This window comes from Streptomyces sp. NRRL S-1022 (assembly GCF_000720135.1).
Classification (GTDB): domain Bacteria; phylum Actinomycetota; class Actinomycetes; order Streptomycetales; family Streptomycetaceae; genus Streptomyces.
The window spans coordinates 20508-42429 of sequence record NZ_JOIU01000013.1 but is presented as its reverse complement, the minus strand read 5'-3'; the positions used below and the strand labels follow the sequence as shown (position 1 = coordinate 42429).

Genomic DNA, 21922 nt, shown 5'->3' with positions numbered 1-21922 from the left:
CACCGGTATGCATGCGATCACGATTCCCGAACCTGGTGATCCCGAGGCGCTGGTGTGGGGCGAGGTCCCCGATCCGGTGCCCGGCGAGGGCGAGGTGCTGGTCGAGGTGGTGGCCAGCGCCGTGAACCGCGCCGACATCCTGCAGCGTCAGGGCTTCTACGATCCGCCGCCCGGCGCCTCCCCCTACCCCGGCCTGGAGTGCTCCGGCAGGATCGCCGCGCTCGGGCCCGGCGTCTCCGGCTGGGCCGTCGGCGACCCGGTGTGCGCGTTGCTCGCGGGCGGCGGCTACGCCGAGAAGGTCGTCGTACCGGCCGGGCAGCTGCTGCCCGTGCCCGAGGGCGTCGACCTGACCCGAGCAGCGGCGCTGCCCGAGGTCGTCTGCACCGTCTGGTCCAACGTGTTCATGGTGGCGCACCTGCGCCCGGGCGAGACGCTGCTGGTGCACGGCGGCTCCAGCGGCATCGGCACCATGGCGATCCAGCTGGCCAAGGCCGTCGGCGCCAGGGTCGCGGTGACCGCCGGCACCAAGGAGAAGCTGGACCGCTGCGCCGAGCTGGGCGCGGACGTGCTCATCAACTACCGCGAGCAGGACTTCGTCGCCGAGATCCGGCAGGCCACCGGCGGCGCCGGAGCCGACGTCATCCTCGACAACATGGGCGCCAAGTACCTGGACCGCAACGTCCAGGCCCTCGCCGTCAACGGGCGCCTCGCGATCATCGGCATGCAGGGCGGGGCGAAGGCGGAGCTGAACATCGGCGCGCTGCTCGCCAAACGGGCCGCGATCAGCGCGACCTCGCTGCGCGCCCGTCCGCAGGAGGAGAAGGCGGCCATCGTGGCCGCCGTGCGCGAGCACGTGTGGCCCCTGCTGGCCGCCGGGCACGTCCGCCCGGTCGTGGACCGCGAGGTGCCGATGCCGGAGGCGGCCGAGGCCCACCGGCTGGTGGAGGAGAGCGGCCACATCGGGAAGGTGCTGCTGGTCGCGCCGTAGCGGCGCGGCCGGTCAGCTCCGGCGCAGCCGCAGGCCCAGCAGGGCCAGGCCCAGGCCGAGTCCGATGAGGACCAGGCCGCTGCCCAGGGGCAGGAGCCGCAGGACCGGTTCCGTGGGTGCCTCGCCCTGCTGGGCCGCCTGCTGGGCGGGCTGGTCCGGGAGTCCGGGCGGGGCGGAGTCGGCCTCCTGCGGTGACGCGGAGGCGTTCGGTATCTGCGCGGTCTCCGCCTCTTCCGGTTCCACCTGCTCCTCCTGCTCCTCCGGCTGCGCGACGGGGCTGGCGAACGGGGGGTCGTCGTCGCCCTCCACCTCGATCGCGGGCCCGTCCGGCCGGCCCGGCCGCATCCGCCCCTCACCGGCCCGGCTGCCCGCCCGGGACGGCGCGACGGAGGCGAGCCGGCGATAGGGGCGGACCGACGCCGAAGCGGAGTCGGAGGGCAGGGGGACGGCGGCGGGCGCGTCCGGGTGGGCGGAGGAGGCCGCAGCGGCCTGTGCCCGGGGCGGGCCGTCGCGGCCCGGTGGTCCCGGCTCCGGGTGTCCGCGGTCCGCGGCGGTGTACCGCGCGGCGGCGCGGCCGGTGTCACCCGTGAGCCGCTGCCCGGCACGGTGCCCCGTGGCGGGGGAGCGGGCGGAGTCCCGCTCCGCGGCGTGGACGGGTGCACCGTCGTACGTGACGGCGGTGCCGTACGCCGGCAGTGCGGCGGCCGTGAGGACGGCCAGCGGCCGTAGCCAGCGGAGCGTGCGTCGCAGGCGTGGAGTCACGTCGGTGACCTCCCGGAGCCCAAGTTGTCGTGACCGATGGAAAACCGACGGGAACAAGCCTCACATTCGTTGGCGAAGGGGGCATTCTGGATTGCTCCGTCGGGTCTAAACGGTGGATCAGCCCCACAAGGGGGCAGGACGGTGATGAGGTGTTGGCGTGCGAGAGAATGGCGGCATGGAGATGCCGAGGAACGAACGGTCGCCGGAGAACCCCCAGATCCTCGTCGTGGGCCAGGACGGGATGGCGCTCGGCGGTGGCGGTGGGGACGATGACTCCCGTGAGACCCCGGTGACGGAGCAGGTGGAACAGCCGGCCAAGGTCATGCGGATCGGCAGCATGATCAAGCAGCTGCTGGAGGAGGTGCGCGTCGCCCCCCTCGACGAGGCCAGCCGGGTGCGGCTGAAGGAGATCCACGCCAGCTCGGTGAAGGAGCTGGAGGACGGTCTGGCCCCCGAGCTGGTCGAGGAACTGGAGCGCCTCTCGCTGCCGTTCACCGACGACGCCACCCCGACGGACGCGGAACTGCGGATCGCGCAGGCACAGTTGGTGGGCTGGCTGGAGGGCCTCTTCCACGGGATCCAGACCACGCTGTTCGCCCAGCAGATGGCTGCGCGGGCCCAGTTGGAGCAGATGCGCCGCGCGCTCCCGCCGGGCATGACCGGTCACGAGGGCGGCGACGACCACCACGCGGGCGGTCGCTCGGGCGGCCCCTACCTGTAAGCCACCACCGGCCCACGACGCGGCCGACGACACACGAAGGGCCCGGCGGACGACCGCCGGGCCCGACTCACTCCCCGGACCGCCGGCCAGGACCGCAGGCCCCGGGCCTGCGGCCTGACGCGGGTCACTGCGGCGGGTTGCCCGTGGACACGCTCAGCTCGATGCTGTCCAGGTCGTCGGGGTCGACGTCGGAGTCCTGGGTGGGGAACTGGTACACCACGGTGCCCTCGCCCCAGGTGTTGTCGTCCTGGCGCTTGATGTTCCACTTCCAGCCCGCGGCCTGCAGGCACGCCTTCACGGAGCCGATGTCCTTGTAGCGGAAGTCGGGCAGCTCGATCTTCTTCGGGTCCTTCCACGACTCCTGTGGGTCGGTGCACTTGCTCTCGTCGATCCGCCGGCTGGGGTCCGGCCCGCGGTAGCCCGCCCGGTGGGACGCGGAGGCTTTCGTCCCGCCGCTGTTGGCCTTGATGTCCTCGCTGGCGTTCTTCACCGTCAGCGCGACGATCACCCCGACCACCACGATGACCGCGACCGTGACCGAGGCGAGGACCACCGGCCGCTTCTTCCGGCCGCCGGGCGCACCGGCGGGCTGCCCCGCGGTCTGCGGCGCGATCGTGTACGGCGGTGGGGTGGGCGCGCCGGCCTGCGGACCGTAGCCCACCGGGGGCGTCTGGTAGCCGCCCTGCTGCGGGTAGCCGTAGGACGGGGCCGCGGGCGTCGGGTGGCCGTACGGGTTCGGGGTGGGGGCGGGAGCCGGCTGGTACGGCGTCTGGACCTGCCCCTGCGGCGCCGGGGCCGTCCGGTCGACCGGCGGGAACACCGCGGAGCCGACGCCCGAGCCGCTCTGGGTCGGACCGGCGCCCGGCACGATGCTCGGCGGGGCCGCCTGGAAGGAGGCCGCGACCCGCAGGCACTCGGCGCGCATGGACTCGGCGGTCGGGAAGCGCTCGTTCGGGTTCTTCCTCAGGGCGCGGGCGACCAGCGCGTCCACCGCGGGCGGCAGCGCGCGGTTGACCGAGGAGGGCGCCACCGGCTCCTCCTGCACATGCGCGTACGCGATCGCCAGCGGCGAGTCGGCGTCGAAGGGCAGGCGTCCGGTCACGAGCTGGAACAGCATGATGCCGACCGAGTACAGGTCGGAGCGGGCGTCCACGCCGCGGCCGAGGGCCTGCTCGGGCGAGAGGTACTGCGGGGTGCCGACGACCATGCCGGTCTGGGTCATGGAGGTGACGCCGGACTGCATGGCGCGGGCGATGCCGAAGTCCATCACCTTGACCACGCCACGCTTGGTCACCATCACGTTGCCCGGCTTGATGTCGCGGTGCACCAGCCCCATCTCGTGGCTGATCTCCAGGGCCGCGAGCACGTCGGCGGTGACCTTCAGCGCCTTGTCGGCGGGCATCGCGCCGAACTGCCGGATGTCCTGCTCCAGGACCGAGCCCAGCGGCCGGCCCTCGACGTACTCCATGACGATGTACGGCGTCGCCATGCCGTTCAGCGCGTCCTCGCCCGTGTCGAAGACGGAGACGATGTTGGTGTGCGTGAGCTTGGCCACGGCCTGCGCCTCGCGGCGGAAGCGCTCGCGGAAGGCCTGCTCCCGGCCCAGCTCGGTGTGGAGCGTCTTGATGGCGACCTGGCGGTCCAGCACCGCGTCGTAGGCGAGGTGGACCGAGGCCATGCCGCCCTCGCCGAGCAAGTCGCGCAGCTGGTAGCGGCCCCCGGCCAGGGCCTGCCCCGCGTACCGGCCCTGTGCGCCGTCCTGGCTCATCTCTCCGTGTCCCCCACCGGCCGCCCCGCGCCGTCAGCCGGCGAAACAGGCCTTGATCGAATGTGTCATTCCCGGCCAAGTCTGCCCCAGGGCACTGACACGTCAAGCGCGGTGCCCGTTCCGTGACCGTACGCGCAAGAAGCGTCGCGCAAGCGTTACAGGGGCCGTACGGCGGGCGCACAGAATTTGCACGACAGCGCGTGCTAGAGGTTTCATGACCGGTCCGTCCCGGGTCGGTCCCGGTTGCCGTTCCGAACCGGTGGCCCCCGCGGAGGCTGTAGCGTGGCCGACGGAGACCGTAACAACACCGCGCGCACCGCGGGCAGAAACGACGGCGAGGACTGATGGCACAGACGCAGCGCTCTCAGGGCCCGTCCGACCCCGAGGCGACTGGCGGCGGCATGTCAGACGCGCCGGAGATGTGGGGCAACGGAGGGGTCGTCGGCGACGGCCGGTACCGGCTCACGCACCGGCTGGGCCGGGGCGGCATGGCCGAGGTGTTCGCGGCCGAGGACGTCCGCCTGGGCCGTACGGTCGCGGTCAAGCTGCTGCGCGCGGACCTGGCCGAGGACCCCGTCTCCAAGGCGCGTTTCACCCGCGAGGCGCAGTCGGTCGCCGGCCTGAACCACCACGCGATCGTCGCCGTGTACGACTCCGGCGAGGACGTCGTGGGCGGTCAGTCCGTGCCGTACATCGTCATGGAGCTGGTCGAGGGCCGCACCATCCGCGACCTGCTGCTGAACGCCGAGGCGCCGGGCCCCGAGCAGGCCCTGATCATCGTCTCCGGTGTGCTGGAGGCGCTCGCCTACTCGCATCAGCATGGCATCGTCCACCGTGACATCAAGCCGGCGAATGTCATCATCACCCACAGCGGCGCCGTCAAGGTGATGGACTTCGGCATCGCCCGCGCCCTGCACGGCGCGTCCACGACGATGACGCAGACCGGCATGGTCATGGGCACCCCGCAGTACCTCTCCCCGGAGCAGGCGCTCGGCAAGGCCGTCGACCACCGCTCCGACCTGTACGCGACCGGCTGCCTGCTGTACGAACTCCTCTCCCTGCGGCCCCCGTTCACCGGCGAGACCCCGCTGTCGGTGGTCTACCAGCACGTCCAGGACATCCCGACCCCGCCGTCGGAGGTCTCCGAGGGCTGCCCGCCGGAGCTGGACGGCCTGGTCATGCGCTCCCTCGCCAAGGACCCCGACGACCGGTTCCAGACGGCCGAGGAGATGCGCGGCCTGGTCCAGTACGGCCTGCAGATGCTGTACGACCAGGGCGGCCACACCGGCACCTGGAACACCGGCCCGGTTGAGATGCACGACGGCCGGCACACCCCGGCGGCCGGTTTCGCCGGGACGACCGTCATGCCGCACCCCGGGGACGGCGGCGGCACCGCGCAGATCCCGCAGCCGATCCTGCCCACGGGCTACGGCAACGGCGACGACGGCGGCTTCGAGGGACACGGCAACAAGGGCAGCGGCCGCGGCAAGCTGTGGATCCTCGCCGTCCTCGCGGTCGTCGCGATCGCGGCGGGCGTCGCGCTGGCGATGAAGGGCACGACCGGCGGCGGCGGCAACGGCCCCGACACCAAGCCGAAATCGACGCACTCCAAGAGCCATAAGGAGAAGTCGCCCTCCCCGACCCCGTCCGACGACAAGACCGACGAGCCCTCGAACCCCTCGACGGAGAACGGATCGAGCTCGGGCTCCGGTTCTGGCTCCGGCTGGCCGCCGTCGTCCACGCCGTCGTACACCCCGTCGCAGACGCCCAGTTCGACGCCGAGCAACGAGCCCTCGGACCCGCAGACGACGCCGTCGCAGCCCACGGACCCGGCGAACGGCGGCACCGACGCGGGCACCGCCGACGGCGGCACGGACGCCGGTACGACCGTCGGCGGCACGGACGCGGGCACCGGCGACGCCGGCACCACCGAGGGCACCACGACCGACGGCAGCACCGGCGAGACCACCGGTTGAAGCTCACCTACGGCGACCGGGCCGGCATCACCCTGAGGTGACGCCGGCCGCTCACCGTACGAACGCGTCGCACACCGCGTCGTACTCGCGCGTCCACCACACGGCGAGCGCCGACGCGGCCGGGAACTGGCGGTCCGCGCGCGTGTCACCGCGCTCGTAGTGCCAGCGCAGCATCCAGAAGTCGTTCAGCCGCTCCCACCACACCCGGTGCACGGCCGCTGCCAGCTCCGAGGGGGCGGCGTCGGCCGCGCGCCGGTACGCGCGCGCGTAGGCACGCACTTTCGGCAGGTCCAGCGTCCCGCCCGGCCGGACGAAGAAGATCACGGCGGCGCGTACCGCCTCCTCCGCGCGCGGCTGCACGCCGAGCCGGTCCCAGTCCACGATGGCCGCTGGTGCGTCGTCGTCCTTGTAGAGCAGGTTGAACGGGTGGAAGTCGCCGTGCACCCACCCCACCGGGCCGCCGCGCGGCGGGCGCCGGTGCGTGTGCTGCTCCAGGAGCGCACGGCGCTCCAGCAGCCGGTGCCGGGCGAGTTCGTCGAAGGCGTCGGCGGGCCGGTGCCGGCGCACATGGGCGAGCAGGTCGTCGATGAGGGCGAAGGTGTCGGCCGGGTCGGCGCTCTCCACGGGGTGCGGGCCGGCCGCCGGCCGGGTGCGCCCCTTGGGGGGCATCACCCGCTCCAGACAGGCGTGTACGGCGCCCAGGAGCGCCCCCAGGCGTGCGCTCTCTCCGCGCGTGAGCTGGCCGCCGTGGCGGTGCCTGCCGTCGATCCAGGGGTGCAGGGCGTAGGCGTGGCCGCCGACGACGGCGACCGTGCGGCCCTCGCGGTCCGCGAGCGGCGGGGCGACCGGGACGCCGAGATCGGCGAGCCGCTGAGTGGCCCGGTGCCGGCGTTCGATGGCGGCCGGGTCGGCGGTGTCCGGGTCGAAGTGGTGCTTGAGGAAGTAACGGCCGCGGGTGGTGCACAGCCGGTAGCCGCGGTTGAGGAGGCCCTGCTCGACCGGCTCACAGGTGAGGGCGGTTCCCGCGGCGAACAGACGGAGCAGGGCGCCCAGAGGGGGCGCATGCGGTACGGGGGGTGGTACACATGAGCGCGGCACGCGCCAGATGGTAGGGCACGCGCAGCCCCCGTGAGCTGGGGCTTGTCACAGGCAGTCGCCGACGGTCGCTTTCGGTCACGCGGGGGCTTTTCGCTCCCCGCGCGCGCGGAGCCCGGCGGCTCCGAGGGCACCGATCGGAAATGACCTGACTTTTCCCTCTTCGCCTACGAGGCCCGTCTCACATGAAACCCTTCCCGTGACCTGGGTGCGCGGGATAACGTGCGGGTGCTTCGGACGGGCGCAAGGCTGTGACCAGCGGGCTTTCACGTCACCTCGATTTACTTGGAAATCCAAGCAAAATCGCAGGTCAAACGGGGTTTCACAGAAATGTGGAGCACTGGGTAACGTGTTGGTTGCAGGGCGCTCGCCGGGGCACCTGTCACGCCTGTTCCCGGCCGAGTGGCACCCACCCCGTGCCCGGTGGTCGAAACAGGTGAGCCGCACTGGCCTACCGGCAACCCCGGGGGCCGGAACGACGGAGGAGCACACGTGACCGTGGAGAGCAGTGCCGCGCGCAAGCCGCGACGCAGCGCCGCAGGCAAGGCCGGCACCACCGGCAGCAAGACCGGCACGACCGCCGGCACGACCGGAGCCACCGGCACCAAGCGCACCACCCGTACCACCCGCAGCACCGCGAAGAAGGGCACCGACCCGGAACTCGTGCAGCTGCTGACGCCGGAGGGCGACCGGGTCGAGAACGCCGAGTACGACTCCTACGTCGCCGGCATCACCCCCGAAGACCTCCGCGGCCTGTACCGCGACATGGTGCTCACCCGCCGCTTCGACGCCGAGGCCACCTCCCTGCAGCGCCAGGGCGAGCTGGGCCTGTGGGCCTCCCTGCTGGGCCAGGAGGCCGCCCAGATCGGCTCCGGCCGGGCCACCCGCGAGGACGACTACGTCTTCCCGACCTACCGCGAGCACGGCGTCGCCTGGTGCCGCGGGGTCGATCCGACGAATCTGCTGGGCATGTTCCGCGGCGTGAACAACGGCGGCTGGGACCCGAACAGCAACAACTTCCAGCTGTACACGATCGTCATCGGCTCCCAGACGCTGCACGCCACCGGCTACGCGATGGGCGTGGCCAAGGACGGCGCGGACTCGGCGGTCATCGCCTACTTCGGTGACGGCGCGTCCAGCCAGGGCGACGTCGCCGAATCGTTCACCTTCGCCGCGGTCTACAACGCCCCGGTGGTGTTCTTCTGCCAGAACAACCAGTGGGCGATCTCCGAGCCGACCGAGCGCCAGACCCGCGTCCCGCTCTACCAGCGCGCGCAGGGCTACGGCTTCCCGGGCGTCCGGGTCGACGGCAACGACGTGCTGGCCTGCCTCGCGGTGACCAAGTGGGCGCTGGAGCGCGCCCGCAACGGCGAGGGCCCCACCCTGGTGGAGGCGTTCACCTACCGCATGGGCGCCCACACCACCTCCGACGACCCCACCCGCTACCGGGGCGACGAGGAGCGGCTGGCCTGGGAGGCGAAGGACCCGATCCTGCGCCTGCGCCGGTACCTGGAGGCCTCGAACCACGCGGACGAGGCATTCTTCGCGGAACTCGAGACCGAGTCCGAGGCGTTGGGCAAGCGAGTGCGCGAAGCGGTCCGCGCCATGCCCGACCCGGACCACTTCGCCATCTTCGAGAACGCGTACGCGGACGGGCACGCGCTCGTCGACGAGGAGCGCGCCCAGTTCGCCGCCTACCAGGCGTCGTTCGCCGATGAAGGGGGTCACTGAGATGGCCGAGAAGATGGCGATGGCCAAGGCCATCAACGAGTCGCTGCGCCGCGCCCTGGACGCCGACCCCAAGGTGCTCGTGATGGGCGAGGACGTCGGAAAGCTCGGCGGTGTGTTCCGGGTGACCGACGGCCTGCAGAAGGACTTCGGCGAGAGCCGGGTCATCGACACCCCGCTCGCCGAGTCCGGCATCGTCGGCACCGCGATCGGCCTGGCCCTGCGCGGCTACCGCCCGGTGGTGGAGATCCAGTTCGACGGCTTCGTCTTCCCGGCCTACGACCAGATCGTCACCCAGCTCGCCAAGATGCACGCCCGCTCGCTGGGCAAGGTCAAGCTGCCGGTCGTCATCCGCATCCCCTACGGCGGCGGCATCGGCGCGGTCGAGCACCACTCGGAGTCGCCCGAAGCGCTGTTCGCCCACGTGGCGGGCCTGAAGGTCGTCTCGCCGTCGAACTCCTCCGACGCCTACTGGATGATGCAGCAGGCCATCCAGAGCGACGACCCGGTGATCTACTTCGAGCCGAAGCGGCGCTACTGGGACAAGGCCGAGGTCGACCCCGAGGCGATCCCCGCCCCGCTGCACAAGGCGCGCGTGGTCCGCGAGGGCACGGACCTCACCCTGGCGGCCTACGGCCCGATGGTGAAGCTGTGCCAGGAGGCCGCGGACGCGGCGGCCGAGGAGGGCAAGTCCCTGGAGATCCTGGACCTGCGCTCGGTCAGCCCCCTCGACTTCGACTCCGTCCAGGCCTCGGTGGAGAAGACCCGCCGCCTGGTCGTGGTGCACGAGGCCCCGGTGTTCTTCGGCTCCGGCGCGGAGATCGCCGCCCGGATCACCGAGCGCTGCTTCTACCACCTGGAGGCACCGGTCCTCAGGGTCGGCGGCTACCACGCCCCGTACCCGCCGGCGCGCCTGGAAGAGGAGTACCTGCCGGACCTGGACCGTGTGCTCGACGCCGTCGACCGCTCGCTGGCGTACTGAGGAGAGGGTCGTGACGACGATGACGGAAGCGTCCGTACGCGAGTTCAAGATGCCCGACGTGGGCGAGGGACTCACCGAGGCCGAGATCCTCAAGTGGTACGTCCAGCCGGGTGACACGGTGACGGACGGCCAGGTGGTCTGCGAGGTGGAGACGGCGAAGGCGGCCGTCGAACTGCCCATCCCCTACGACGGCGTGGTCCGCGAACTGCACTTCCCCGAGGGCACCACGGTGGACGTGGGCACGCCCATCATCGCGGTGGCGGTGGCCGGGGCCGGCGGTGCCGCGCCGGAGGCCCCCGCCGAGCAGCCCGCGGCGGCGCCCGCCCCGGCGAAGGAGGAGCCCAAGCCGGAGGGCCGCCAGCCGGTCCTCGTCGGTTACGGCGTGGCGACCTCCTCCACCAGGCGCCGTCCCCGCAAGGGTGCCGAGGCCGGCTCGCCGGCGCCCGCGCAGGCGATCCAGGCGGAGCTGAACGGCCACGGCGGCGCGGTCGCCGAGAAGCGCCCGCTGGCCAAGCCTCCCGTGCGCAAGCTGGCCAAGGACCTGGGCGTCGACCTGGCCGCGATCATCCCGTCCGGTCCGGACGGGATCATCACCCGCGAGGACGTCCACGCGGCGGCCACGCCCCGGACGGCCGAGCAGACGGCCCCGGTCGTGGCGGCCCCCGCCACCGCTGCCGCCCCGGCGCCCGTGGCGTCGTACGACACCGCGCGCGAGACCCGCATCCCGGTCAAGGGGGTCCGCAAGGCCACCGCGCAGGCGATGGTCGGTTCGGCGTTCACCGCGCCGCACGTCACCGAGTTCGTGACGGTGGACGTGACCCGCACGCTGAAGCTGGTCGAGGAGCTGAAGCAGGACAAGGACATGCAGGGGCTGCGGGTCAACCCGCTCCTGCTGATCGCCAAGGCCCTGCTGGTCGCCATCAAGCGCAACCCGGACATCAACGCGTCCTGGGACGAGGCGAACCAGGAGATCGTGGTCAAGCACTACGTCAACCTGGGCATCGCGGCGGCCACCCCGCGCGGCCTGATCGTCCCCAACATCAAGGACGCGCAGTCCAAGACGCTCCCGCAGCTGGCCGAGGCGCTGGGCGAGCTGGTGGCGACGGCCCGCGAGGGCAAGACGTCCCCGGCGGCGATGCAGGGCGGCACGGTGACCATCACCAACGTCGGCGTCTTCGGCGTCGACACGGGCACCCCGATCCTCAACCCCGGCGAGTCGGCGATCCTCGCGGTCGGCGCGATCAAGCCTCAGCCGTGGGTGCACAAGGGCAAGGTGAAGCCGCGCCAGGTCACCACGCTGGCCCTGAGCTTCGACCACCGCCTGGTGGACGGCGAGCTGGGTTCCAAGGTGCTGGCAGACGTCGCGGCGATCCTGGAGCAGCCCAAGAGGCTGATCACCTGGGCGTGACGGTCCGGCGCCACTCGGCGTCGCTCCCCGTCGTACGGCAGAGGGCGGTCGCACCGGAAAGGTGCGGCCGCCCTTTCGTTCCCTGACGCCGCATCAGGGGCCGGTCAGGGCGGTATGGGGGAGGTCACCGATGGTGAGGGAGCGGCTGCCGCGGCACGCTGGTGCCATGACGAAATCCGCTGCCTCCGCCCGCCGTTCGCCCGGCGCCTCCGTCCCCGCCGGCCTCTTCGCGGGACGCCGCCTCGCCATGGTCGCGGGGGCCGCCGCACTCGCCGGTACGGCGGCGGTGTACGCACCGGGTGCCGCCTACGCCTCCGCCGCCGCGGTGCCTCGCGTCAACGCCGCCCCGGCTACCGATTTCGGCGACTGCCCCCCGCTTCCCGACGGCGTCGACCCGGGCCGATGGAGATGCGAAGTGCACACGGCCGCCCCACGGCTGACCCTGGGGAAGCTGACGGTGCACCCCGCCCCGATCACCATGACGCACGCCGAAGGCCCGATGCCGGACGGCGCCGACGGGCAGGTGTGGGGTGCGATGCACAGCTCCCCCAGTGCGATACCGGGAGGGCTGACCGGCATGCCGGTGGGCGATCGCGCGGGCGCCCTGGGGCTGGCGATACAGCCGGAGTACGGTGGCCGGTCCGACTTCTACACCGGCACGTTCAGCCTCCGCTTCCGGCTCCTCGGCCCTCTGCTGCCGCACGGCTGCACCGTCGGTGCGAAGGATCCTGTCGACTTCCGGCTGAAGCGCTCGGGTCCGTCCCGCTGGGTCTCCCAGGACCCGCCGGTGATCGAGTTCTCGGCCTACGACGACACCTTCAGCGCCCCGGCCGCCGAACACTGCGGCCCGCTCACCGGCCCTCTCAACCGACGCCTGGGCCTGCCCGCCACCGAGGGCAACCTGCTGTCGTACGACGCCTCGTACACCTTCAGGACCTACGACCAGCTGCCGAGCTGAGTCCGTCCACGGCCGGCTCAGCCCCGCCGGCGGAGCGCGTTCAGCAGGGCGGCACCCCGTTCGGCGTCGTCCACGCTCACCGCGAAGTCGGTACGGCGCCCCTGGGGGCGTACGACCAGGCAGTCGCCGGCGCGGAGCATGACCGTGGTGCCGAGGCCACTGAAGCGGTAACCCCAGCCACCGACCTGGGACGGCAGCCGGTACTCGGCGCGGGCGGCCTCGATGGCGTCCGGTGCCCAGTGGCGGGTGGGCCAGCCGAGGGGACCGAAGGAGACCTCCAGGCCCGTTGCCGACACCTTCGCTTGGACCGAGGAGAAGAGGGCGCAGGCGAGCGAGGCGCCGGCGCAGACGACGCACAGGGGGGTGAGCACGGCAGGGCCCGCCAGACCGGCGGCCATGACCACCAGAGCGCCGACGGCGACCAGGCCGGTCAGCGCGGCCAGGAGGTGCAGCCAGGGATTGGCCGCTCGGGAGAACCACACCAGCCGTTCGCCCTCGGGCAGGTCCGGTGCGGGGGCCGGGACGGCCGGCGTGGTCGAGGCGGCGCGGGTGGTCAGCCACCAGGCCACCGCACCGGCGACCGCGGCCAGGGCCAGGGGAAGCACGACCCCGAGGGCCGGCTCGCGGGCCTCGTGCCAGTCGGCGCGGTCGAGGTTGGCGCGGACGATGGAGACCTGGGCGCCGACGAGCAGCGCCGCGGCGGGCGTCAGCGCGATCGCCCGCCAGGGGCGTGCGGCCGGCCAGGAGCGACGCCGGCGCACGGCCAGTGCCAGGGTGATCAGCAGCCAGAAGCCGGCCGGGAACAGGGATGCCTCCCACAGCGGCATCGAGCCGTTCGGGGCGGCATCCCCGCTCCAGTGGGTCGCCAGCCGGCCGGGCAGCCGATCGTGCGCGGCCCAGGGCAGGGCGGCGAGGAGTGCGGCGACGGCCGCCGTGCTCCCGGCGAGCCCCCAGCGTGCGGTGCGGCCCGGTGTGCCGGTGGCGTCGTCCCCGTCCGTCATGGTGTCGTCCCCCGGATCATCTCGATGAGGTCGGTGCGGCCGTAGCCGAGCCGGGCTGCTTCCGCGACCAGCTCGCGCACCCGGATCTGCAGTCCGGAGCGCCGGGCGGCCCCCGCGGCGACGGTGATCCCCCGGCCCCTGCGGAACTCCAGCAGGCCCTCGTCCCGCAATTCGCGCAGGCCGCGCAGGACGGTGTTGACGTTGATGTCCAGCGCCGTCGAGAGATCGCGGGCCGAGGGCAGCCGGTCCCCGGCGCGGCATTCGCCTTCCGCGACGGCCCGGCGGATCGCCGCCGCGACCTGCTCGTGCAGGGGGCGGGTGTCGGCGGTGTCCAGACGTAGCAACATGGTGCCAATGACACTAGCACCATCGATTTCATCTTGTGCCGACCCGTGAAAAAGCACGGGCCCGCCGCTTTTCGCGACGGGCCCGTGCCGGGGGAGCGGGCGTCAGCCGAGCTTGGCGAAGCCGTAGTTGAGGAGCTTCTTCGCGTCCGTCTCGCGCTGGGTGATGGAGGTGGACGCCAGGACGGTGCCGATGACCGTCTTGCCGTTCCGGGTGGCGGCGAACACCAGGCAGTACTTGGCCTCCGGGCCGGAGCCGGTCTTCACGCCGATGGTGCCGCTGTAGCTGCTGAGGAGCCCGTTGGTGTTCTTCCACGGGTTCATCGTGCGGGTGCTGCCCGTCTTGGTGACCGTCTTCGCGGTGTACGACTTCGTCTTGACGATCGTACGGAAGGTGGAGCTCTTCATCGCGCTGCTGGCGATCTTCGTCAGGTCGCGCGGCGTCGAGTAGTTGTTGCCGTTGCCGATGCCGTCGAACGAGTCGAAGTGGGTGTTCTTCAGACCCAGGTTCTTGGCGGCGGTGTTCATCTTGCCGATGAAGGACTTCACCCGCGCCGAGGTGGTGGAGCCGGAGCCGTACTTGTCGGCGAGGGCGTACGCGGCGTCGCAGCCGGACGGCAGCATCAGCCCGTAGAGCAGCTGACGGACCGACACCTTGTCGCCGACGATCAGGTGCGCCTGGGAGGCGTTGTTCTTGACGACGTAGTCGCTGTAGATCTTCTTGATCGTGACCTTGGCGTCGAGGTTGAGGTTCGACTGTCCGAGCACGACCTTCGCGGTCATGATCTTGGTCGTGGAGCCGGTGGAGAGCGGCGTGTCCTTCTTCTTGTCGAACAGCGTCGTGCCGTTCGCGTTGTTCATGAGGTAGCCGCCCTTGGCCACGATGGAGGGCGTGCTGACGGCCTGCGCGGGCGCCGCGGTGAGGGCACCGGTGGCGAGCAGCGCACCGGAGGTGACGGCGACGGCGGCGGCTCGGCGGAGGCGGATGCCCTGGATGCCGGTAATCAAAGTGATATACCTCGAATGTCGTGAATGCCCCTGGAATGCGGCCTGGTTGAGCTGGCAACGGAACGGGGCCGCATGGGTGTGACACGTAACTAGCACAGAAGGTTGTGCGGCCGCTGCGGGGGAGCTTCGTCACGTCCGCATGATGGACGGTCCTCCTCCTTGCGTACGTGTTGTATCTATGCTGTGGGCATGAACACGGCCGTCGAGCAGCCCGCCCCGCAGTCCCTCAAGCCGCCCCCCGCCGCCGACCGCGTGTACGCCCACGTCAAGCAGGGTGTCCTCGACCGCCGCTACGAGGGCGGCACGCTGCTCACGGAAGGCGAGCTGGCCGAGGCCGTCGGGGTCTCGCGCACCCCGGTCCGGGAGGCCCTGCTGCGCCTGGAGGCCGAGGGCCTCATCCGGCTCTACCCCAAGAAGGGCGCCCTGGTCCTGCCGGTCTCCGCGCAGGAGATCGCGGACGTGGTGGAGACCCGGCTGCTGGTCGAGGAGCACGCGGCCCGCAAGGCCGTACCCGCGCCGCCGGGCCTGCTGGAGCGGCTGGCCGAGCTGCTGGAGCAGCAGAAGGCGCAGGCCGCCGCCGGCGACCTGGCCGCCGCCGCGGTCACCGACCGCTGCTTCCACGCCGAGATCGTGCGCAGCGGGGGCAACGAGATCCTCTCCCGGCTCTACGACCAGCTGCGCGACCGCCAGCTGCGGATGGGCGTCGCCGTCATGCACTCCCACCCCGACCGGATCGCCAAGACTCTCGCCGAGCACGGGGAGATCCTGGACGCGCTGCGCGCGGGGGACGCGGAGGCGGCCGTCGGCGTCGTGCACCGGCACGTGGGCTGGTTCTCCCACCTCGCACGGGGTGAGGTCCGATGAGCGCCCCGGTGCGCAACGCCACCCTTCCGGGGGACCCGCCGGGCGGACGCCCGGCCGTCGCCGTGTGGTCCATAGGTGTGGCCGTCTACTTCGTCGCCGTCATCTTCCGGACGTCCCTGGGCGTGGCCGGACTCGACGCGGCCGAGCGCTTCCACGTCAACGCCTCGGCCCTGTCCACGTTCTCCATCCTTCAGCTGCTGGTCTACGCGGGTATGCAGATACCCGTCGGCCTGCTGGTCGACCGCCTCGGCACCAAGAAGGTGCTGAGCATCGGGGCGGTCCTGTTCACCGCGGGACAGCTGGGCTTCGCCTTCTCCCCCTCGTACGGCACCGCGCTCGCCTCCCGCGCGCTGCTGGGCTGCGGCGACGCGATGACCTTCATCAGCGTGCTGCGGCTCGGCAGCCGCTGGTTCCCCGCCCGGCGCGGACCGCTGGTCGCGCAGCTCGCGGGCCTGGTCGGCATGGCGGGCAACCTGGTCTCCACCCTGGTGCTGGCCCGGCTGCTGCACGGCATCGGCTGGACGCCGGCGTTCGCGGGCAGCGCGCTGGCCGGCGCGGTCGTCCTGGTGCTGACCCTGCTGTTCCTGAAGGACCACCCCGAGGGCCAGGAGCCGGAGCCGTCCCCGCACCAGGGCGCGGCCTACGTGCGCCGGCAGATCGCCGCGGCCTGGCGGGAACCGGGCACCCGCCTGGGCCTGTGGGTGCACTTCACCACCCAGTTCCCGGCGATGGTGTTCCTGCTGCTGTGGGGACTGCCGTTCCTCGTCGAGGCGCAGGGCCTCAGCCGCGCCACGGCCGGTGAGCTGCTCACCCTCGTCGTCCTGTCCAACATGGTGATCGGCCTCGTCTACGGCCAGATCATCGCCCGGCACCACGCGGCCCGGCTGCCGCTGGCGCTGGGCACGGTCGGGGCCACCGCGCTGCTGTGGGCGGTGACGCTGGCCTACCCCGGTGACCACGCGCCGATGTGGCTGCTGCTGGTGCTGTGCGCGGTGCTCGGCGCGTGCGGTCCGGCGTCGATGATCGGCTTCGACTTCGCCCGGCCGGCCAACCCGCCCGAGCGACAGGGCACGGCGTCCGGCATCACCAACATGGGCGGCTTCCTCGCCTCCATGACGACCCTGTTCGCGATCGGCGTGCTGCTGGACGCGACCGGCGACGACTACACCGTGGCGTTCAGCGCCGTGTTCGTGCTCCAGGCGCTCGGGATCAGCCAGATCCTGCGGCTGCGGGGGCGGGCGGCCCGGCGCGAGCGGGAGCGGCTCGTGGCCAGCCGGGTGGAGACGGTGCACGTCCCCGCCTAGCGGGACACTGCCGGCGGCCCGGCCCCAGGGGGTCACCGCGAAGTGCGGGGAGATCCCCAGGAGTCCCGGGGAAGCACCGCGAGGTCCTAGGGGGTCACCGCGAAGTGACGCAGGATGGCCGCCGCCAGCTCCTGGTCGCCCTCCGTCTTCACCCGGTCCGCCACCGCCTCCGGGCCGACCCGGCCACAGGCCAGGCGGACGTAGGTCTCCCAGTCCAGGGTGAGCGCGGCGGCGGGGCCGAGGGCGGGGGCGGTCTCCACCGTGCCCCGGCCCTGGATGTCGACGCGGACCGTGCGCAGGAACTCCACCGGACCGTGCACGTCGAACACGATCGCCGAGCTGCGCGGGGCGTTCGCGTCGTGCGCGACGACCTTGGGCAGCGCCTCCAGCAGCACGTCCCGGGTGACGTACGCGCCCGGCGAGTCCAGGTTGCCGGGGCGGCCGAGGGCGGCCCGCAGGTCCTGCTCGTGCACCCACACGTCGAACGCCCGGGCGCGGTAGGAGTGTTCCAGGGTGACCTCGGTACCGAGCGGCCCGCGCACCAGGGTGCCGGGGTCCCGGGACTCGTTTCGCAGCTGCCGGTTGCGGCGGATGACCGTGTACTCCAGCTCGGCCGTCATCTCCGGCGCCGTGTGGTGGCGGCGGACGTCGACCTGCATCTCCGTGTAGCGCTGGTGCTCGGTGGTGACGTGGAACAGGTCGCGCGGCAGGGCGTGGATGGGCCGCGGGTCGCCGAGCATCTCGCAGTCCACGCCGATGACGTGGGACACGATGTCCCGCACGGACCAGCCGGGGCAGGGTGTCCGCCGGTTCCACTCGCCCTCGACGAGCGACTGCACCATCTCGGATATCGCTTCGATGGAGTGCGTCCAGGCGTCGGCGTAGGGCTGGAGGGTGGGATGGAGACTCACGGAACGGGACCCCTCGGCGGTCGGTACACGGGCAGGTTGTGGCGGCATTGCCAGCGGGCGGCGGCTGCACTTCGGCGGGTGTCTTGAGAGGCTAAGTTACGCTGCTGAAAGGCACCCCGGCAGTGCTTTCGTGTGACGATCGTAGGCCCGTGTGGACGACTCGAATGCCAGGACGGTGGTAGTGTGCGCGCCTCGCTGATCCAGATCGCCGTGGACGAGGACGAACCGGTCGGCTCCCGGCGGCGGCGCGCGGCCGCGCTGGTGCGCGAGCAGAGCGGGGCCGACCTCGTCGTTCTGCCCGAACTGTGGACCACCGGAGCCTTCGCCTACGAGGAGTTCGGCCGGGAGGCCGAGCCGCTCGAAGGGCCGACGCACGAGACGATGGCCAAGGCGGCGAGCGACGCGGGCGTGTGGCTGCACGCCGGCTCCATCCCGGAACGCGACCCTGAGGGCCCCCTCTACAACACGTCCCTCGTCTTCTCCCCCTCCGGTGAACTGGCCGCGGCCTACCGGAAGATCCACCGCTTCGGTTTCGACCAGGGCGAGGCGGTGCTGATGGGCGCGGGCCGTGACCTGGTGACGGTCCGGCTGCCCGGGACCACGCTCGGCGTGGCCACCTGTTACGACCTCCGTTTCCCCGAACTCTTCCGCGGACTCGTCGACGCCGGTGCCGAGACGCTGGTGATCCCGGCGGGCTGGCCCGAGCGGCGACGCGCGCACTGGACGCTGCTGGCCCAGGCGCGGGCGGTGGAGAACCAGGCGTTCGTGCTCGCGTGTGGAACGGCCGGGACCCACGCCGGAGTTCCGCAGGCGGGTCACTCGATCGTGGTGGATCCGTGGGGCGAGGTGCTCGCCGAGGCCGGCTCCGGCGAGGAGGTCCTCACGGTCGAGCTGGACCCGGCGAAGGTGGCCGCGACCCGCGCACAGTTCCCGGCGCTCAAGGACCGGGTGCTCGGCCTGCGGCCGCCCCGGCGCCCCAGCTAGTCACCGCCGGTCCGCCTCGTCGTCAGACCTCCTCGTCAGTCCCCGTCGTCAGTCCTCCTCGTCCTCCTTCTCGGCCAGGTGGATCACGCACACCGCCACCGCGGTGAGCAGCGCCGGGTCGGCGTCGTCCCGTACGACGTCCACGCCGTAGGTGTCGCGGACGCTGAGCCAGCGGCGGGAGATCACCGCGAGCAGTTCGCCGTCGTACTCCACGGCGAACTCGCGGTCCAGGATCTTCCCGCTGACGTCCAGTTCGGTGCCGTCCACCAGCGAGACCCGGTAGTGGTTGCGCAGCAGGGACAGCCGCTTGCGCCTGATCCGGGCCAGGGCTTCGCCGTCCCGTTCGATCACCATCGTGTCGCGCAGGGCGAGCATCTTCTGGTGGATGTCGATCAGGACCCGGCCCTGGGTGTCCTTCAGCTCGAAGGTGTCGCGCAGCCGCATCGCCTTGCCGTCGACGAGGAACACCTTCCGGCCGTGTTCGTCCTCGATCCACCAGTCGTCACCGATGCCGAGGATCCGGTCGCGTACGAGGAATCTCATACGGGTCATGCTTCCCCGGCACCGGCCGATCGTCCCGGATTCACGGCATTCCGTCCGGCGGGCGGCACCGGATGCCTCTCACCGGCGGATCCGGTCACGGGCCGCCGCTGCCGCCGGCCGCCGCCGTCCGCGCGGGTGCCGCCCCGAACCGCTTGCGGTACGCCGACGGGCTCAGCCCCGTCTCCCGCCGCAGCCGGGCCCGCAGATTGGCCGCCGTGCCCAGACCGCTGCGCGCCGCCACGACGTCCAGCCGCTCCTCGCCCCGCTCGATCAGCCGGCACGCCAGGGCCACGCGCTCCCCGGTGAGCCAGGCCAGCGGAGTCGTGCCCAGCTGGGTGCGGAAGCGCCGGTGCAGGGTTGCGGGGGAGACGGCCGCGCGGGCGGCGAGGCCGGCGACGGTCAGCGGCTCGCCCAGCCGCTCCTGCGCCCAGGCCAGCAGCGGGCCGAGTGACTCGTCGGGCACCGCGGGCACCGGCCGCTCCACGAACTGCCGTTGACCGCCGTCCCGGTGCGCGGCGAACACGAGCCGCCGGGAGACGTGGTTGGCGATCTCCACGCCGTGGTCCCGGCGCACCAGGTGCAGGCCGAGGTCGAGCGCGGAGGCGCTGCCGGAGGCGGTGAGGATGTCACCGTCGTCCACGAAGAGCACGTCCGCCTCCAGGCGCACCCGCGGGAAGCGGGCCCGGAAGGCGTCCGCCCACATCCAGTGGCAGGCCGCCCGGCGCCCGTCCAGCAGCCCGGCCTCCGCCAGGGTGAACGCGCCCGAGCAGAAGCCGACGAGCCGGGCGCCCCGCGCGTGGGCCCGCCGGACCACGTCCAGGACGCGCTGCGAGCGGTGGACGTGGGTGTCGGGCCGGTTCGGCACGATCAGCGTGTCGGCGGACTCGGCCGCCTCCAGGCCGGCGACCCCGGTGAGCGTGAAGAAACCGTCCCGCATCCGGGTCGCCGGCTCGGCCGCGCACAGCCGGAAGTCGTAGAGCTTCCGCCCCAGTTCAGGCCGTGCGAGACCGAAGATCTCGATGGCACAACTCATTTCGAAGGGGTTGGAGTTGTCGTCGACCACCAGTACGACACGGTGAGAGGATCGTTGCGGCATGTGCGATTTCTAGCACTCGCCGGGTGCCGGGGCAGCCCCGACGATGAACCCATGGAACCGATCTCTCTGGACGCGGCCCTCGCCTCCTTCACCGAGCTGTGGAGCCCCCGCATCGTCACCGCCGTCAACGACTACGACGTCCGCGTCGCCAAAGTGGAGGGCGAACACCTCTGGCACGCGCACGCGAACACCGACGAGTTCTTCCTGGTCCTCGCCGGCGAACTGCACATCGGCCTGCGCGAGCCGGCCGGCGAGCGCACGGTGGTGCTGCCCAAGGGTTCGGTGTTCACCGTCCCGCGCGGGGTCGAGCACAAGCCGTACGCGCCCGAACCCACCGAGATCCTGGTCTTCGAACCCACCGGAACGCTCACTGTCGGCGACCGGCACGAGGATGTACCCGATCACGTGGACAGCACCACGGGCCACGCGCTGTCCTGACCGGGTACCGGAATCCACGGGTACGGCGGGTGTGCGCGTGGTGAACACGCAGATTCCGCGCGCGAGCCGGCCAACCTGCCGGACCGCCCCCGAGTCGAACGACGCGGAAGTCGGTGAAGTCAGCCGAAAGACCCGCCCGTTCTCTCCGAAAGGCCCACCGTGCCCGTTCACACCCACCGCATGCGGCCCGTCCGCGCGCTCGCCCTGGCCGCCGGCACGGCCGCGGCCCTGGCCGTGCCGTTCGGCCTGCCCGGTACCGCGGCGGCGGCCACCGCGCCGGCCACCGCCGCGGTCAACCAGTACGACTGGCAGCTCACCTACCAGGCCGCCACCGGTCAGGCCAACAAGGCCACCGTCACCGCGTCGCTCACCGCCGACCGCACGGGCATCACCTACCTGATCGACGACACCGTCACCATCGAGGCGGGCCACGGCTGCGTCCACCCGGACGGCGCGGACCGCACGAAGGTCTCCTGCACGGTCACCGGCGTCGACAGCCAGGACCCGTACGCCGCCCTGGTCATGAACCTCGGCGACCGGAACGACACGGTCGCGTACCGGAACGCCACCGGCCAGATCTACTCCTACGCGCGGATCTCCCTGGGCTCCGGCAACGACAGGGCGACCGACTCCGGCCGCCTCGACGGCGCCTACCTCTCGGGCGACGCGGGCGACGACACCCTCACGGTCGGCAAGGAAGGCCTGGCCTGGGGCGGTGACGGGAACGACACGGTCTACGCGAGCGGCGGCGACAACATCGTCCGGGGCGGAAGGGGCGACGACGTGCTGCGCGGTGGAGCCGGAAGCCAGGACCTGGCCGGCGACGACGGCGACGACACGGTCCACGGCGGCTCCGGCGCCGACACCCTGAACGGCGGCAAGGGCGACGACCGGCTGTACGGCGACGGCGGCGACGACCGGCTGTACGGCAACAGCGGCGACGACCGGCTGTACGGCGGCGCCGGCCGCGACACGCTCTCCGGCGGCCCCGGCAGGGACGTCGTCCACCAGGACTGAGGGGGAGTTGTCCACAGGCCCCCACC

General features: G+C 72.2%; 21 protein-coding genes. 12 read left to right on the top strand and 9 right to left on the bottom strand.

Translation table 11 applies throughout. The annotated features are described in order from the left end of the window. Positions 1 to 7 precede the first annotated feature (7 nt). Entirely contained in the window at positions 8 to 988 is a 981-nt protein-coding gene (locus tag IG05_RS0119600; RefSeq protein WP_030344259.1) for an NAD(P)H-quinone oxidoreductase, read from the top strand. Between the two features lie 12 nt (positions 989 to 1000). Here IG05_RS0119600 and IG05_RS0119595 read toward each other — a convergent pair whose 3' ends face one another. Then, on the bottom strand, positions 1001 to 1750 hold the full coding sequence (locus tag IG05_RS0119595) for a hypothetical protein (RefSeq protein ID WP_030344258.1): 750 nt from the start codon (positions 1748 to 1750) through the stop codon (positions 1001 to 1003). Between the two features lie 175 nt (positions 1751 to 1925). On the opposite strand from IG05_RS0119595, the gene IG05_RS0119590 reads away from it, so the two are divergent. Next, positions 1926 to 2471, top strand: coding sequence for a bacterial proteasome activator family protein (locus IG05_RS0119590; RefSeq protein WP_030344256.1), 546 nt, complete (start codon positions 1926 to 1928; stop codon positions 2469 to 2471). A gap of 124 nt (positions 2472 to 2595) precedes the next feature. On the opposite strand, the gene IG05_RS0119585 is transcribed toward IG05_RS0119590, so the two are convergent. Then, positions 2596 to 4239 (bottom strand): Stk1 family PASTA domain-containing Ser/Thr kinase, encoded by a 1644-nt coding sequence (locus IG05_RS0119585; protein ID WP_030344254.1) that lies wholly within the window; start codon positions 4237 to 4239, stop codon positions 2596 to 2598. A gap of 344 nt (positions 4240 to 4583) precedes the next feature. On the opposite strand from IG05_RS0119585, the gene IG05_RS0119580 reads away from it, so the two are divergent. Beyond that, on the top strand, positions 4584 to 6215 hold the full coding sequence (locus IG05_RS0119580; protein WP_030344252.1) for a protein kinase domain-containing protein: 1632 nt from the start codon (positions 4584 to 4586) through the stop codon (positions 6213 to 6215). A 51-nt stretch (positions 6216 to 6266) separates the two neighbouring features. Here the strand turns inward: IG05_RS0119580 and IG05_RS0119575 are convergent, their stop codons facing one another. Continuing rightward, the gene (locus IG05_RS0119575; RefSeq protein WP_199808347.1) at positions 6267 to 7313 is read right to left on the bottom strand and encodes a phosphotransferase; all 1047 of its coding nucleotides are present in this window, start codon (positions 7311 to 7313) and stop codon (positions 6267 to 6269) included. Positions 7314 to 7802: 489 nt separating this feature from the next. Here IG05_RS0119575 and pdhA point away from each other — a divergent pair, with 489 nt between their 5' ends. From pdhA to IG05_RS0119555, 4 genes are all read left to right on the top strand, one after another. Further along, a complete protein-coding gene (gene pdhA / locus IG05_RS0119570; protein ID WP_030344250.1) occupies positions 7803 to 9041 on the top strand; it encodes a pyruvate dehydrogenase (acetyl-transferring) E1 component subunit alpha in 1239 nt (412 codons plus the stop codon). A gap of 1 nt (position 9042) precedes the next feature. Then, the gene (locus IG05_RS0119565) at positions 9043 to 10020 is read left to right on the top strand and encodes an alpha-ketoacid dehydrogenase subunit beta (RefSeq protein WP_030344248.1); all 978 of its coding nucleotides are present in this window, start codon (positions 9043 to 9045) and stop codon (positions 10018 to 10020) included. A 10-nt stretch (positions 10021 to 10030) separates the two neighbouring features. After that, entirely contained in the window at positions 10031 to 11428 is a 1398-nt protein-coding gene (locus IG05_RS0119560; protein WP_037814270.1) for a dihydrolipoamide acetyltransferase family protein, read from the top strand. A gap of 166 nt (positions 11429 to 11594) precedes the next feature. Beyond that, a complete protein-coding gene (locus IG05_RS0119555; protein ID WP_234335931.1) occupies positions 11595 to 12386 on the top strand; it encodes a hypothetical protein in 792 nt (263 codons plus the stop codon). Positions 12387 to 12403: 17 nt separating this feature from the next. Here IG05_RS0119555 and IG05_RS0119550 read toward each other — a convergent pair whose 3' ends face one another. The 3 genes from IG05_RS0119550 to IG05_RS0119540 all read right to left on the bottom strand — a co-directional run bounded on the left by IG05_RS0119550 (position 12404) and on the right by IG05_RS0119540 (position 14739). Then, positions 12404 to 13387 carry a hypothetical protein gene (locus IG05_RS0119550; RefSeq protein ID WP_030344243.1) on the bottom strand — a complete coding sequence of 328 codons (984 nt, stop codon included), beginning with the start codon at positions 13385 to 13387 and terminating at the stop codon, positions 12404 to 12406. Further along, positions 13384 to 13734 (bottom strand): GntR family transcriptional regulator, encoded by a 351-nt coding sequence (locus tag IG05_RS0119545; RefSeq protein ID WP_030344241.1) that lies wholly within the window; start codon positions 13732 to 13734, stop codon positions 13384 to 13386. The genes IG05_RS0119550 and IG05_RS0119545 overlap by 4 nt, the downstream gene beginning before the upstream one ends. A gap of 102 nt (positions 13735 to 13836) precedes the next feature. After that, a complete protein-coding gene (locus IG05_RS0119540; RefSeq protein WP_030344239.1) occupies positions 13837 to 14739 on the bottom strand; it encodes a D-alanyl-D-alanine carboxypeptidase family protein in 903 nt (300 codons plus the stop codon). Positions 14740 to 14928: 189 nt separating this feature from the next. Between IG05_RS0119540 and IG05_RS0119535 the strand changes: the two genes are divergently transcribed. Together IG05_RS0119535 and IG05_RS0119530 are read left to right on the top strand one after the other, a co-directional pair. Beyond that, a complete protein-coding gene (locus tag IG05_RS0119535; protein WP_030344238.1) occupies positions 14929 to 15603 on the top strand; it encodes a GntR family transcriptional regulator in 675 nt (224 codons plus the stop codon). Further along, positions 15600 to 16907 (top strand): MFS transporter, encoded by a 1308-nt coding sequence (locus tag IG05_RS0119530; RefSeq protein WP_030344236.1) that lies wholly within the window; start codon positions 15600 to 15602, stop codon positions 16905 to 16907. The genes IG05_RS0119535 and IG05_RS0119530 overlap by 4 nt, the downstream gene beginning before the upstream one ends. Before the next feature lie 86 nt (positions 16908 to 16993). Here IG05_RS0119530 and IG05_RS0119525 read toward each other — a convergent pair whose 3' ends face one another. Further along, positions 16994 to 17818 carry a maleylpyruvate isomerase family mycothiol-dependent enzyme gene (locus IG05_RS0119525; RefSeq protein WP_030344234.1) on the bottom strand — a complete coding sequence of 275 codons (825 nt, stop codon included), beginning with the start codon at positions 17816 to 17818 and terminating at the stop codon, positions 16994 to 16996. A 183-nt stretch (positions 17819 to 18001) separates the two neighbouring features. Here IG05_RS0119525 and IG05_RS0119520 point away from each other — a divergent pair, with 183 nt between their 5' ends. Further along, positions 18002 to 18802 carry a carbon-nitrogen family hydrolase gene (locus IG05_RS0119520; RefSeq protein WP_030344232.1) on the top strand — a complete coding sequence of 267 codons (801 nt, stop codon included), beginning with the start codon at positions 18002 to 18004 and terminating at the stop codon, positions 18800 to 18802. A gap of 48 nt (positions 18803 to 18850) precedes the next feature. Here the strand turns inward: IG05_RS0119520 and IG05_RS0119515 are convergent, their stop codons facing one another. Then, complete coding sequence (locus IG05_RS0119515; protein WP_030344231.1) at positions 18851 to 19345, bottom strand: LURP-one-related/scramblase family protein; 495 nt, start codon at positions 19343 to 19345, stop codon at positions 18851 to 18853. A gap of 94 nt (positions 19346 to 19439) precedes the next feature. Beyond that, positions 19440 to 20441: a GlxA family transcriptional regulator gene (locus tag IG05_RS0119510; protein ID WP_051790059.1), complete on the bottom strand. Its 1002-nt coding sequence runs from the start codon at positions 20439 to 20441 to the stop codon at positions 19440 to 19442. A gap of 51 nt (positions 20442 to 20492) precedes the next feature. Here IG05_RS0119510 and IG05_RS0119505 point away from each other — a divergent pair, with 51 nt between their 5' ends. Both IG05_RS0119505 and IG05_RS0119500 read left to right on the top strand, forming a co-directional pair. Then, positions 20493 to 20879: a cupin domain-containing protein gene (locus IG05_RS0119505; protein WP_030344228.1), complete on the top strand. Its 387-nt coding sequence runs from the start codon at positions 20493 to 20495 to the stop codon at positions 20877 to 20879. Between the two features lie 180 nt (positions 20880 to 21059). Then, positions 21060 to 21896 carry a calcium-binding protein gene (locus IG05_RS0119500; protein WP_030344226.1) on the top strand — a complete coding sequence of 279 codons (837 nt, stop codon included), beginning with the start codon at positions 21060 to 21062 and terminating at the stop codon, positions 21894 to 21896. Positions 21897 to 21922 lie beyond the last annotated feature (26 nt).